Raw genomic sequence first — 15,626 nt, 5'->3', positions numbered from 1 at the left:
GGTGAGTCATTGATTAACCTTTAAATGTTATGCTTTCTTTTCGTCTTTCTTCTCTAAATGCATATCTAAAAGCTTAGGCAGGTTGCTCAGCGACATTAAATGGGCAACAATCCAACCCAAATAACCCTTTTGGTTAAGCTCTTCTAATGCCTTACCTTCCAGTTTTGCCATTTTTTCTTCACTGACGACCAGGAAGTCCTGAACGTTAAATGGCACTTTTGAGCTACTTATAATTTGAGCAGAACGCTTTTCAAGCAGCTGGTGTTTATTCAGGCAGTCTACAAACTCGCGGGTACGTTTCATTTCCGCATTAAAGCCATTAATGAACTGGATTGATTCCTCCAAAAATTCGCTGTTTGAACCATCTTTGCTAAATAACGGTTTACCTTTTTTCTCATTAAAACCAGCGAAAGCGGAGTCAAAACAGAGGGTGAATTCTTCTGCATCCTGGTTTTCAGCAGCAATGACGAAAGGATAACGTCGAATAAACGCGGGTAAATAGGTTCCAGATTTCCAGGAGAAATCTTTTGCCACGTAATCATTTTTCCCGGCTTCCAGGCCTAGCAGAATAATGGGCATTTCTGCCGTTTTATCTTCATTACCATCAGCCACAAACACAATAGGGTAATGCGGAGATGCCTGATAAAACTCAACACCCGCAGTGGGTACCCAGTGTGTGTTAGATGCAACTTCAAAACCGGTAACAGGCTCTAATTTTAATGCTTTATGTGTTTCACGAGATAAAGCGGTAACATTTTTATAGAACAACATAGTATTAGACATTTTCAATCCTGACAGAGTCCACAGACTCATTTATATATAAACATTAATGGGACTTAACCATTCTTAGTTAAATTCGTTTGAAAAACATTATTTATTTAAGCAAATAAAGTGTAAGCACTCTGTGAATAACAGGTGCTTACTTCTCTATTAAATAAAATATTCTTACCAGGAATATTTTATTCCGACTTGTCCTTGTACTGATGAGAAGTGGCTATCGCCCGCCTGCCCGCCTACTTGCGCAGAAACTTGCAGATTTCGGCTGACTTCGCTAACAACACCCGCTTTCATTTCGCCATAAGATTTCGGCGATCCATTCGCTATGTCGTCATTATCCATTACGACATGGCCAGTATTTTGTGTGTACCAATAATTGACTTCTACATAAGGTTTCACGGTCTGGCCGCTTTTCAACGAGTGAACGCTGTAAAGACGTGCGCCGGCGCGGGAGGTCAGACCATTACCGCCTTCAAGGCGAACTTTTGTTCCCCCAGCTTCAGTGTGATGATCAGCACGGTAAGATGAATACTCCACCTGCCCTTGTGGCTCCAGGAACACTTTGGTGGTATCGCTATCACTCAGTTTAAAAGCATAGCCTGTTTCTAAAGACATAGTGTCTGACTGGGCACCATAGGATTCGCCCCGTAAACCATCGCCATGCACTTCATTGTTAAACCAGTCATGCTGTGCCCAGGAATCGACATACGCGCCACCGAGGCCTTTGTCTTGTTCATACCAGGTGCTGTAAACGCCCATGGAATAACCATTCACAGAGCCACCAGATTTCTTATGCGAATAACGGTTCTCTGAAGAGGTTTTTGCATTACCCCAGCCGCCCATAACTCCGGCATATAATGAACCGTACTGCGTGTTCGGGCGGCTAAGCAAGTCAACGCCCATCTGAGTTGATACCATGTCAAAGCCATTAGAGAGAGTACCATCAGCCATATGACTTGCTGAGTGATTCCCTGTCACACGGGCCCAGCTAGAGTGTTCGCTCTCCGTTCCTTTCTCACCCATTGCACGGGTGTAAGCTTCACGATCGTGCAACGTCATCTGGAACATGTTCTGTGCAGCCAGCATATTGGCAGCATAGACGCCAGGCTCAGGACGAAGATTTTCAGCGTCACCGCCTGTATCCCCCGCTGCTCCGGAACTCAGGTACCAACTTTCTGCATTACCGTTATTGCCACCACGCACCAGGCTGTAGTCATACGCACCTGCTGCCAGTGTGCCCGTAGTACTGCGGAACCCTGTAGACGCGGATGAAAGTGCAAATGACCCGCTTTCTGTCGTCGCGCCATTCACCGCGTCGATAACCAGTATCCCTTGATCCGTCTTCGCGCCCACCCCACCCTGATTATTAATAATCAGTGAGGTTGTCCCTGTCGTCTGGCCGCCATCGAGGATGAGTTTGTCCGTTACAGATGAATCGTTTCCAAGCTCGGTATTGAGCACTATCGTGCCGCCCGCGCCAGTCAGGCCACCGGTGACCGTTAATGTGTTACCGACTTCTGCCCCCGCCAGCTGAATTAAACCTGGGTTGGTTAATGGGCCGACTGTCAGATTCGATACTTCATTGTCGCCAGCACCATTAATGCCCGGTAACACGTTGTAAGAAACAATGCGTCCCTGGTTAACCACAGAACCGTTGACATTACCCATACCGGAGAACGTGCCGTTGGCACCAATCGCCAGATCACCTGCCATTGTTGAACCCGTGGTTGAGCGGTCACCCAGTATTAACACGCCTTCACTGACGGTCGTTTTGCCTTTGAAGTTACTGAACGCCGAGTCAGTCAGCAGTGTGCCACCGCCCGTTTTCTCAAACTCACCGTTGCCAGTGATGGCGTTCTGGAATGTCCAGTCGAGGTTGTTATTGGCGACAAAATTGCCTTCAAGCTGGATATCTGCGCTGCCCACATTCTTGGCTTCAGAAGCTCTCAGGTACGTGCCACTGGCAACATCAAACGTGCCGCTAAACGCCGAGCTATCACCGGTTACCGTAATATCTGAACCATCACGCAGTTCAACGTTGCCCATCCCTGAGAAGCCCACTTTGGCGACGCCATTCAGAGCCGATGTCCATGTGCTATCTACTCCGGAGATATCCGCGAAGGTCACCCGGTCACGTTCTGTGAGTAAAGAGATACCCCTTGCGTTGTCCAGCGCATCTGCGCTGTTGAGCATTAACTGTGAGCCATTGTTAACGTCAATCTGGCCAGTAAAGCCCATCTGTGAACCATTCATATTCACAACGGATGGGTCGATAACAAGAGTGCCGCCGCCGAACAGGGTATTTTTATCAATACGCCCGCCCGCTGTGTCAGCCGCATCAGCCCGCAGACTATCGTTAATTGTCAGTGTTCCGTCGAGATTCAGCACACTTCCGGAATAGGCAGAAAGCGCACCCACACTTTGTGACTGATTATTCATATCGACAGTGGCGCCTCCGTCGATAGCAAGGTGAGTCGTGTTGCCCAGGACATTATCAGCGGCAAGTTTCAATGTGCCGCTCTGTACTACGGTTTCACCCAGATAGTTATTGGTGCTGTTAGAGAGTGAGACTGTCTGCCCGGCACCGGCGTTAATTGCCAGACTGCCACTGCCTGTGACTTTGGCACTCAGATCTGAGGCCGCGCCCGTTGCCCCGGCGTCCGGCGTTAAGGTCAGTTGCTCACCCGCCTGGATATCAAGCTGCTTCAAACCATAACCGGCATACAGACCGTCATTGTTATCACCAAACGTAAGGGTGTAGTCAAATGTTGCCTGCGCCACCCTGCTACCATGTTCAATGACATCAGTAGTGCTTGAATCTGTGATCAGATTGCCATTCTCATCAACCATCACAAGATTGCCCGCTGATGAACCTGCAGCAATAGCTGCCGCGTCGATCAGCTTGATTTGAATATCGTCATCCTGCTCCAAAATGCTCATGGATCCGGAAGGGTTCGGGTTAATGATTTGCGTAGCCGAGGTCGCATTGATCACAACCTGACTTTCACCGGTGACCGCAAGCGTCCCCGTAGAAATACTGCCTGTCGCACTGTCGTCTGCCGGAATAGTCGTGCTGCTGAAATCGATCGTACCGCCTGCCAGCGTCACATTCCCCACGTGCTGAATACCCTCGCCCACGGTCGTGACGTTGTTCTTGCCAATCGACAAGGTGGCATTCTTCAGCGCCGTGGTGTTATCGCCGGACAGATCAAAGGTACTGTTGCTCAGCGCGGCTGTCCCTGCCCACGCACTCCCGGTACCAATGCCGAAGCTGAACGCTTTGCCGCTATCAGAGATATTCAGAACACCTTGCCCGGTCAGCGCATTGTTAAAGACAAATGCATCCGCCGTGATGATATCCAGAGAGCCTTTCGCTGTAAGGTCTACGCCACCTGTACCCAGATTGGTATTGCTGTTCTGTGCCAGTGAATCAACCGCCGCCTTGCCTGAAATATTCCATTTACCGGTATAACCTGCATTAGCCCCCGCAATGGTGGCAATGCCCGCTCCTGTCACGGACGTTATTCCTGAACCGGCCAGGTCGTTAACAAAACGCTGTGCCGTGTCGAAGGCAAGATTCAGCCCCTGAGCGGTATCAGCGGCGTTACTGTCAACGTTGACTGAACCAGACCCTAATGCGTCGGTATTAGTCAGCGTTAATTGACCGGCCATGATGGCTGTTTTGCCGCTGCGGTTATTCGCCCTGTCAATCGTCAGATTGCCGGTACCGTTTTTGGTCAGCAGACCGCTACCGGTTAACGCATTTCCCAGCGCCCAGTCGGTGCTGGATCCCACGTTAAATTGTCCGCTGTTGTTGATCGCGGCAGAGCCAAGATTTTGTGCCGCAGAAGCGGTCAGCGTGTTGTCTGTAGCAATATTCCAGCTTCCTGCCAGGGTATTATTACCGGACAGTATGACTTTGCTGCCTGATGACAGGTTAACAGTACCGGCACCTGCAACAGTTTTACTGAGCGTTCCGGTCGCACCGTTGAGAATCAAATCACCCGATGTGTTGATCGTTCCTGTATCACCCAGCCCCGAAACATTGTTCAAAGTGGCAGAAGCACCAGAGGCAATCGTCACATTTGCAGTCAGGTCTTTATTCGCATCCGTCACCGCAAAATCACTGCCGTTAAGGGCAAGTGTGCCTGCACCCGTTAATTTGCCAGCAGAACTCCCACCCTTGGTGAGCGCCAGTGTACCGCCGCTCAGGTTAAGCATTGACCCCAACGCGCCGGTAAAGCTGCCGGCAGTTTGTGTGTAACCATTAATATCCGCCAGGCCGTTCTGTGCCAGGCTGAGATTCGTGGTATTCCCCAATGCATTATCAGAGCCCAGTTTTAGTAACCCGCTGGTCACTGATGTGGCGCCGGTATAGTTGTTTGATGAGTTCGTCAGGGAAACAGTATTACCCGCACCCGCAGTAATATTCAGATTACCGCCACCCGTTATCGTCGCGGACATATCCGTCGCTATGCCGGTACTACCCGCGGTTGGCGTGAAGGTCAGTGTCTGACCATCAAGTAATTCCAGGCCTTTCAACGCATAGGAAACATATAACCCATCATTGTTATCGCTGGTATTCAGACGATAGTCATAGGTACCAATGGCGACTTTCGTTGCGCCGTTGAACACGCCAATCTGCTCGTTGTCGCTGATAACCTGACCGTTTTGATCGACTAACGTTACCGCACCGCCCGCACCGATAATCGAACCCGCTGCCGCAAGTTTGGTGATAGCGCCTGAATCATCTTGTGATAACAGGTTAGTTTCCGTCGGCAACGCAGGATGGGCATTTTTTACGTCCGGAGTTGAAATCTGCACGGTCCCGGAATCATTGATATTCAAAGACTGCGCGGTAACGATGCCGTTTGCCTGAGTCTGAGCGGGGATCGTAGCGTCAAAAATAATCTTGCCGCCCGCCAGATTCAAACCGCCAATCTGCTGATTACCGGCACCGACGTTAATCACTGAACCCGCATCGGCTTTCAACACAGCGTGAGTTAGCGCGGCAGTATTACCGCCGGACAGCATGAAAGTACCCTGCTTCATATCAAACGTACCGGCAAAGGCATTACCGGCTGTCGATGCGAAATCAAAGGTGTTTTTAGTATCTGTCAGCGACGTCATCAGGGTGCCAGTTCCCGTAAGCGCATTGCCGAAGGTGGCATTACCTGTGACAGCCGAATAATCCAACAGACTCGCGGTGCCATTAAGATTAACGCCAGCGGCGCCCAGATTAGCCGCTGAATGTGCACTGGCGCTTCCTGTAATGTCCCACTTACCGTCTAAGGTGTTCGTGCCGGTAATCGCCACCTGACTACCAGAAACGCTAACTGTCCCCTGGCCTGCAAGCGTATTAGCAAAATCTAAATCACTGAACGCGAGTTCCAGATTTGCTCCTGAAGCCACTGTCACGACCGAGTTGCCCAGAGACTTATTGTTGAGGGCTTTAATACTGCCGGCATTGATTTGTGTTGCGCCGCTCAGGGTATTCACTCCGGATAACGCAAGTTGGCTATTGCCCGTTTTCGTCAGGCCGCCATTACCATTCAGCAAACCGCTAAAAATTGTGTCTGCTGTGTTATTGACCGTCAGTGCGGCCGAAACCAGGACAGAACCTGCACCGGTTAAATTATTCAGCAACTGCGCATTGAGGTTCATATCCAGCACAGCGGATTGTTTGACATCGACAGCACCGCTGCTGGCAAATACGTTTGCGGCTCCGGCTTTTGCAGTCCCGGATGTCACCGTGGTTGAGCCGCTGTAACTATTGTTGGTGTTAGAAATCGTAATCGCTTTGGTTGCTGCGATATCCAGATTGCCCGTACCTGCGACTTTGGCTTTTAGTTCAGCCGCCGCGCTGGTCGCACTTCCTTCATTGAGTGAGAGCGTCTCACCTGCCTGCAGATCAACCTGATCGAGTTGATAAGAAATGTAGATCCCACTGCCACCGGCTCCTGTGCTTGAAAGAGATTCGGAGTACGTACCTTTGGCGACAACATTCCCACCCTGAGTAATATTTTGCGTGCTGGTGGCGCCTAAGACGTCACCGCTGGCATCAACCATTTGCAGGTTTTTGATATCGCCAGCCAGTGAATTAGCGGCCACAAGCTGCGCATTCACACCATCATCGGCACGCAGAATTCCCGCCGATGTATTGAGCGGTGCCAGATCCAGCAACACGTTCCCGCTATTCAGAGTTAACGTGTTGGTAGCGATTTTTCCATCAAGTGCACCGGTCGCAACATCCATATTGGTCAGCAATGTGCCGCCGTTAAACGTCATGTTGCCTACAGAAGAATCGCCCGTGGTTTGTGCTTTACCGCCAGCATCAAGTTTCAGCGTGGCGTTAGCCAGTGCACTCGATGAATTAGCATCCAGTGAGGCAATACCGCTGGAAATGGCTGCTGTTCCGGTAAAGGCCGAGCCGGTATGAGTGCCAAAGGTCAGGTGCTTATCGCCCCCCCCCAGCGCAACAGACAACACGCCGGTGCCGGTAAGCACATTGTTAAACATAAAGTCAGCGTCATCCGGTGCCAGCGTTAACAGGCCATTGCCGTTAAGGGCAATACTGGCATTACCCAGATTAACGCTATTTATCACTTCTGCTGATGCGTTATCCGCAACAGCCAGCACACCGCTAAATGCCGAGTTATCTGCCGCCACGTTGACGTGGGTGCCGGTAATGTTAACGGTACCTGCGCCGCTGAGCGCATTGCTGAGTGTGGCATTAGAGAAATTGGTATTCATTGCGGCCGCTGCGGCGACATCAATTTTTCCTGAACTCGCAGCGCCGGCATCATTAAGGTTCAGCGTGCCTGCTTGTACAGAAGTATTTCCGTTATATGAAGAGGCGGCGTTAAGCGTTAACGCACCGGAACCAGTTTTGACAAAACCACCCTGCCCGGAAATATTACTGTTCAATGCAAGGTCATGATTACCTGTCGAAATCGTCTGAGCGCCAGCACCTAACATAATCTGATTTGCCAGAGTCAGCCCGTTTACGTTCGCGGCAAGCGTTGAACCGTTATTTAACGCCAGTGTCCCCACACCTAATCCATTATTGACGCCCACACCTACGGTGCCGCGTTGAGCAATGACGTTGCCGGAGAAACCTGAGCCATCAGAGTTAAAGTTAAGCGTGCCCGCCCCAACTTTGGTCAGATCAGTGACGCCAACCAGCGGAAGATTATTGCCAAAGGTCAGTGAGCCTGCGGCATTTTGAATATCCAGCGTTGAAGCTTGAGTTAATTTGCCCGTCGTGCCGAAACCGCCCGCCAGTGTTAATGCATTATCGCCCAAAACAATCAGATCGCCGTTTAGCGTCAGTCCGTTATGCAACGTCTGCTCACCATTAATGGCCTGAATCGCCGCCCCCTCATTCAGGGTCAGTTCACCAATACCGGCCGGCCCTCTCAGAATACGATTAGTATTGTCCACTACACTCGACGCGCCGATTTGTAACAATCCTCCGGAGACATCTAGGCCATTAGTGAAGATTGATTTATCGGACGTTAACGCCAGCGTGCCGATCCCCGTTTTGGTGATACCGGTATTCGCACCGCTGATTGCGCCGCTAAAGGTCAACGAGGAACTCGCCTCAAGCTCGTTGATATTAAGATTGCTTATCAGGTTAACCGCTGAAGCAATGATAGGTGCCGAGTTATGCAGTACGCGGATCAATGAAGAACCGTTTTCTACAGCGCTGTCGAAAGTCAGCGTTCCGTCCGCAATGGTAAAGGCCTGATTTTGTGTACTCTCGAACGACAACGCACCGAGGGTTGCACCGCTGCCCATCGAGATAGTTCTGCCATTAAGATTCGAATCAATATCGCTAAATACCGCAGCACTGCCACTGATCGTTGGTGCACCCGGGTTATTCCAGTTTGATGAAGTCCACATGGCATTGCTTGAATGATTATCCCAAATGTACGCGACGCCACTAGGGACCAGTTCATTCAGGCCTGTCTGGTTGATCAATACTTTGGCCCCCGGTGCATACCCGCCCGTGAACCAGATATTCTGGATTTTTTGTCCATCAGCCAGGCCATTTGTCACGATAAAGCGATCGTTACCGCTTCCCGAGACGACATTACCGTCCCAGTTATCGAGGTTTAAGGTGAAGTCAGAACTGCCGACAGATTTCCCGTCAGCGCTCATGCCCAGTGAACCTACAGTGACAATCGCTGAGCCCGTACCAAAGTCGATGTGGCTATCTGCACCCAAAATGAGCTGAGTTGAAGGACTAAACGTTTGGCTGAGTCCATTCACGGCCAGCGTGCCGCCGTTCATGTTCAGTGTGCCCACTCCGCTGACCAGATTGGCATTAGTCAGGGAAAGAATGGATTCATGCGAAATCACCAAATCAGGCGTGATCAGTTTTGCGCCCACCTGAGTGGTCGTGCCTGCGCCCTCTTTGATCAGACGCCCGGACGTTGTAATCGACCCTGATGTATTGGTGCCGGTAAAATATGAGTTGGTATCAAAAACGGTATCGGTATCCGCGCCAGCATCAATAATCAGTTTGCCGGCATTATTCATGGCAATACCGTTACCCGACAGGCGCACGGTGGAACCATTTCCGGTCGCAATTTTTATCGTTCCGCTACTGACCGTTAATGGCCCGGTGCCCAGATAGTTATGGCCTTCATCAGCGACACCGGTCGTCACATCACCTGCCGCCGTTGCCAGCAGAGTAGCATCGGTCGAATTAACGATGACGCCTTCTGAAATCTGGTTACTTCCGTTTTTCAGTTCAAGCGTGCCGGTTCCACCTAAAGTGATACGATTGGTAGCCGCAGAAGCGCTATCAGTAATCTGAGATTCAATAGAAAGTTTTACGTTCTTCCTGACATTTATTCCCAGGTCTGGTAAAGCGAGAGTTTTAGCGTCCCAAACTAATGTATTGGCATCGCCTTCATCGCTGACGTTGACCGTTGTTTTATCGGTAAGCTGTATCTGGTTAGATAAACGGCGCGTTGTGATACCGCTGCCAACGTCACTCCAGGAATACAATGTCCCGCCATTAAACGCAAACGCCCCTGTGCCCACAGGGCCGCTAATTAATTTGCCCGATTCGTCCAGGGTTGAACTGGCACCAAGATAAAGATAACCAGAAGAAAAATTGACTCCGCCGGTAAAGGTATTTTGCCCCAATAATTGGATACTGCCGCTATTGGTATAAGCTGAATTTCGGCCAAAGTTAAAACCACCCGTCCCTGTGAGGATATGGTCCTTACCAAAGGTAATAACGGTACCATCGTAAAGTGAAATATCGTTTCTGTTGCTGACATTACTGGTGCCATGATGATCAAAGTTAATCAATCCTGTCGCCGAGAATCCACCGCTGAAATTGAGTTCATTACTCAAATCAAGCGTGTCTGCCGCCGTTGAATTGATTCGGTTACCCGTTGTGTTTCCGTAAATGGTGATAATACCCGTGCCGAGCCCCTGATCCTGAGAAACCGTTACGCGGCCGGACGTCGAACTACTTCCGTTGAGTGTCACTCCCCCGGAGAAAGTATTATTCGCGCCGTTGATCACCAGATTAGAACCAGTAACTGATAAACCGCCCGTTCCCGATATGTCACCATTCAGATTGAACATACTCGAGCCGCTCGTGCTAATGGTATGCATTCCATTAGTTAGCGTTGTGTCACCGGTAAACGTTAATGCTCCACCCGTACTACTTGCCGAAGTAATACCTAAATCCGTGGCATTTTGTAATGCCAGATTGCCATTAATAATTAACGGGTTGCTTACAGTGTGGCCTTGTCCGATATTTTGCAGAGTATAGTTTTTGTTGGTTCCGTCGCCCACGGTCAAACCGGCGCTGCCAAACAGAGCACCATCGGCATTAATTTGTATTAACGAGGAATCTTTCCATAGGAACCCACCTGAATAAGTATTGTCACCCACGCTTGAAATACGTAATGTGCCCACACCTGTTTTGGTCATTCCACCGCTGCCATCAACATTCCCGGACCAATTTAAATATCCGGAAGTATTATTAACAGAATCATTATATTGAAGGTTACTGACCAAATGGCTATTTGCAGCTATGGTCGCCACACTATTACCCGTGTGGTTTAACTGTGCAGCATCTGAGGCACCCTGATTAAAAGTGAGAGAACCTGTGCCACCCAATGTAAAACGCTGACCATAAACGGCATCAAGGTTAAGGTGGCCCAGGGTATAGTCAGCGTCAACATCAATCGTTTTACCCGTAAGCGCGGTGTCAATATCACGGATAGTGGCGCTTTGCCCCACGCCATTCGGCGTAATACCGGTTAACCAGTTCCCAACCGTACTCCACTTGCTGTTGGATTCTGAACCATCCCATTCCGTCGTTGCTGCACCAGTAGGTAACAAACTAAAATATCCCGGATAAAGATCGACAGAAACGTGGGAACCATTTTCATAGCCAGTGAACGCAATGTTGGCAAATTGACTGGCAGTAAAATTAGGGTTACTGATAAAACGTACATAGGACGCCCCGGGTTGATTCCAGTCAGAACCATCATTCTCAAGCGTCAGCCTCTTACCATCGATCCAGTAACTGGCTGAGTTACGCGCGGATGAGAAAGTCATGCCGCCGTTATTGCCAACCAGAATGGCTGCGCTATCCAGCAATGATAGCGTACCGACTTGTTGTCCGTAATCAGTCGAATCAAGTGCACTGCCGCTAAGAATGAAGTTTGTCGTTGAGCTGACCTGGTTATCTGCTCCAAATTGCAAAATACCCTGAGTAATGCTCACATCTATAGCAGCAAAATTGGTAATGCTGCTATCAAGTATTACCCTGCCGGTTCCTGACGTCGAGAAATGCCCTAGCCCAGAGACATTACCACCGTTGGTCGAGCGTAAAGTGCTGGTGCCATTGGTATTGACAGAGATATCGGGTCTGTAAGCCAGTGTCGTTGCGCCAAAACTGAGATCGCCTTCGACATTAAGGAGGCCACTTTTACCCGTCGCACCGCCATCCAAAACACCACCGGCCAGCGTAAACAGGCCACCACCCAGATAGTTAAAAATACCCCCCGTGTAAAGATTCAGTGCTGACCCATTAAGCGCGCCGTCAAAACCATTGCTCTTGACATCAATGCTGTGCGAAGTACCGGTGACAGTAATATTTCCTGAACCCAAATAGTTATGGCCGGGATCTAACTGGCCGATATCCAGCGTGCTGCGTAATGAGGTTGTCGGGCCGCCGGAGCTGCCGTTATTTAACACAAATAACCCGCCGCTGAAGGTGTTATCAGCACTTAGCAAGCTCAGTGATGTGCGTGCGCTGCCCGAACTGGTTTGTGTTAATGAACCTGTACCGGTCAGGTTCGCATCAGCGCCAAAGGAAACCGCCCTGCTGGTCTGAATGGTCGTATTTGCATTAGCCAGGTTAATATCGCCGGCCTGGGTAAAATCGATACTGGTCGCTTCAAAATCCCCCCCAATTGCCAGCTTATTGTTCACCACGGCGTTGGCAGTGAAATTGCTCTCAATGCTTCCCCCGTTGATCAATAAATCTCCGGAGCCAATAGTGCCCACGGTGACTAAGCTTCCTGAGTTCAGCGTAACCCCGCCGCTCAAATTGGTTGTAGTAGCTGTAATTTGGGTTGTGCCATCACCCTGGATAATTAAACGACCGGGGCCTGAAAGCGTAGACCCAAAATAGGCGTATGAATTTTTGCTGACAGGATTGACTAAGGTATCGCTGTTGAGCTGAACGTTAGTATTAAAACTCGCCCAGGGGTTATTCAGCGCATTCACCGTAATAGACGATTGCTTATCAATGCTACCGCTATCAAAGATCAACGTACCGTTGGAAAAAGTAGGTGCTGCGTTTGTGACTTCCAGAGAACCGAGTGTGCGCGTATTGCCAGCTAAAGAGATGCTGGCAGACTTCATCGGATTGCTCGCAGGGTTGTCAAAGAAGACCTGTGTCCCTGCGTGGTCGGGCACGTTATAGCTATCCCCACCCACCCAGTTGGCACCGGTATCCCATAAATTATCACCAGCCAGGCCATTCCACGTTGCTGACATATACTCAAACGGACGTAAATCATCGCCTACCTGAATGGCGCCCTGAGTAAAGCCTTTAAACCAGATCGAACCGAGTTGTTCGGCGCTGAGCGTTCCCGCCACCTTGATGTGGTCAAATGAGCTATCGAGCGTGCCGTCCCAGTTACTAATGCGCAATGCCTTCGCTGCGCCGGACAACGTCCCTAAAAAGAGCGAATTTGAGGTCGAAGATGTACCGCCAAGATTGAATGTCAGAGCGCTGTTATTGGCCGAATTCACCCCAGCAAGGGTTTGATCAAAGCCATTTAAATTTAATGTTGAATCAGTGTCTTGAGTGAGATTTAGCATTGCATCTGCCGAAATCTGATTCGCCTGATGCAAAGCCATTGTCCCGCCACCCAGATTGACGCTGTTGGTCGTTATCAAAGCATTACCGAGATCCAGCGTTCCCTGCAAGACCGATAACGACAAGACCCCCAACCCTGCCAGACCGCTTTGCACGGTTGCAGTGCCCTTGCCCGTTTTAGTCAGATTGCCCATCCCGGACAAAACACCTTGCCCGCTGATTTTTTGCGCGCTGCCTGAGTTCAGCATCAGATCGATACCCGACTGGGCGGCAGCTGAACCCGACAAGAATGTCAGATCTTTCACGACTGTCAGGACAACCCCGCTGGCGTTCACCAGACTGGTGTTACCCAACGTCAAATTACCTGCAATGTTTAAACGGCCTTTGGTTGCGGTATTACCAAAGTCAATCGTCCCTCCGGACAACGTCGTCGAAGCACCGTTGAGCACGTTAATCGCAGCACCGTTCGACAGGCGAACAGAACTGCCGGCAAAATCAATATTGCCGCTGGATGTGGAATTAATATTTATGTTCGAAGAAGAATCGGACAGGGTGATATCACCGGTTCCCAACATATGGTTTGTACCAGCGGTGCTACCAATAGTCAGCGTATCGGTGAAAGAGCCCGTATTGACGGCCCCCTGGTTAACAATCAGTCCGCCAGAAAAATCGTTTTTCTTCGACTCGAGTATTAATGAACCAAACCCGTTTTTATTGACACCGGCGGCTCCGCTGAGATTGAACCCTGAACCAAAATCTAAAGTTGTACCATTACCTACGTTAAGACCCAGATTCTGTTGAAGAACCTGAGTTTCAGAAGCATTCAACTTCAGCGAGTTGCCGACACCAGTGACTGAGAATCCATCACTGAGAGTTATTTGGTTAGCAAGCGTACGGCTTCCTGATGAAACATCGAAAGTCTGGTTTCCGCTCTTAGCCATCAATATCTGAGAAGAACCAAAGGCCTTATCATTACCAACACCGATAGTGCCTGCATTAAAAGTGAAATTTTTATTAAAGGTATTGGCATTGTTCAGTTCAAGAATACCCAGCCCATCTTTAACGACAGAGCTTGTATTTGAAATAACGCCATTGGCAATAATGGAAGAATTGACAATATTTTCAAAAGTCACTTCATGCCCACCACCGTTTATTTCACCACTCAACGTCAGTTTCCCTGCATAGGCACTGCCGTTGCTGAAAATGAGGTCATTGGCGGTAGTAATGTTGGAGCTAATGGTTGCACTGCGGTTGTCCGTTAAGGAAATCGCGGATAAACGGCCAAGATTATCAAGGTTGAGCGTGCCATCGACAATACTGAAACTCTCAAAGGACGTGTTATCCATTGAAGCAATAGTCATTGTACCAATGGTAAAAATCGATGAACCCAGTGAGATTGAAGAGCCATTAAAATTAGGATCGCTATCCAGAAACAGAATCTGATCCCCGGCAGCGTTAGGTGCGACTAAAGAGGACCAGTTTGAGTTATTTCCCCAAAGATCATCACTCTCACCGCCCCAAACAGAAATGGCTGCGTAGGAACCGCTGCTGAGTAAAATAGCGCTGGCACCGACCATTTTGACAATCAGATTACTACTCAGGCTTTCATTAGATGTACCCATTTTTTTATGCTGCTTAGTAACAGGTTCATTACAATTTGCATATAAAATATTTGATAGTGCATTTGATAACTGACTGTATGTAAAAATTTTTTTGCTTTTCATTTATTGAATTCACTTTCAATTTAGTGGGTACATCTAAATACTTATGAGCAATCTATTCTCATTAAGCCCCGGTGCTTACAAGCGCACATTGAATGCAGTGATTAGAAATAATCACATTCATACTTAAATGCGGATTTTTTAATCTTTTGTTTTCTCATGCGTTCTGGCGGATTTTTTGAATGAATAGATGACTCATATTGCATAATTTAATTCACTTGAAGACAGGGTTGTTTAAGTCGGATATTTCTTACTGGCGACAATTCTATGATCCCAGTTTTTTTGGAGAAGGTGGCAAATCGAAATAATACATGTAGGAAAACTAAAACACGTTTTTCATGGATTTGAATGAATAATTAACCCACTGTTTAAAAGGTTCTTTTTAAAGACAGGCATTAAGATGCTGTCTGATTAACGTGAACAGCTCACAGGAATTAAGCACATTTTGTTATTTTGTAATTCCGAAAAAAACATCTTTTTATTATCATTTTATTAACAAGTGACTTAACCTTACTTACAATTCAATAATGATAGAAGTTTAACGAGCGGAAGTTTAAAGAGGTAAATTTCAAGATGGGGGATTATAGATACTGAATACAAAAGAAATTATTAAAATGCCTTTAGGAATTTTACTCCGAAACGTTTAAATAGTTTTCTCATAAAAACAAAAAATCAACAAATCGCATAGATTCTTCTGAAGTAGCTTTAAAGGACAAGTATTGTATAAAAAGCAGATAAACCGATGTTCGCTTAGCGCTGTA

Annotated in this window: 2 protein-coding genes; both read right to left on the bottom strand. The window is 48.5% G+C overall.

The annotated features are described in order from the left end of the window. Window positions 1-27: 27 nt before the first annotated feature. Entirely contained in the window at window positions 28-783 is a 756-nt protein-coding gene (locus IV433_RS02985; RefSeq protein WP_195812502.1) for a SapC family protein, read from the bottom strand. Between the two features lie 162 nt (window positions 784-945). Further along, window positions 946-14,868 (bottom strand): autotransporter outer membrane beta-barrel domain-containing protein, encoded by a 13,923-nt coding sequence (locus tag IV433_RS02980; protein ID WP_195812503.1) that lies wholly within the window; start codon window positions 14,866-14,868, stop codon window positions 946-948. Between the last annotated feature and the right edge of the window lie 758 nt (window positions 14,869-15,626).

It is taken from the genome of Rahnella laticis (genome assembly GCF_015644585.1).
GTDB lineage: Bacteria > Pseudomonadota > Gammaproteobacteria > Enterobacterales > Enterobacteriaceae > Rahnella > Rahnella laticis.
The sequence above is the reverse complement of the archived record's forward strand: the minus strand, read 5'-3'. Positions and strand labels throughout refer to the sequence as shown.

What these genes read in the sequence shown, in the direction of transcription:
- IV433_RS02985 (WP_195812502.1), bottom strand. Translation starts at nt 783, where the DNA reads ATGTCTAATACTATGTTGTTCTATAAAAATGTTACCGCTTTATCTCGT.
- IV433_RS02980 (WP_195812503.1), bottom strand. Translation starts at nt 14,868, where the DNA reads ATGAAAAGCAAAAAAATTTTTACATACAGTCAGTTATCAAATGCACTA.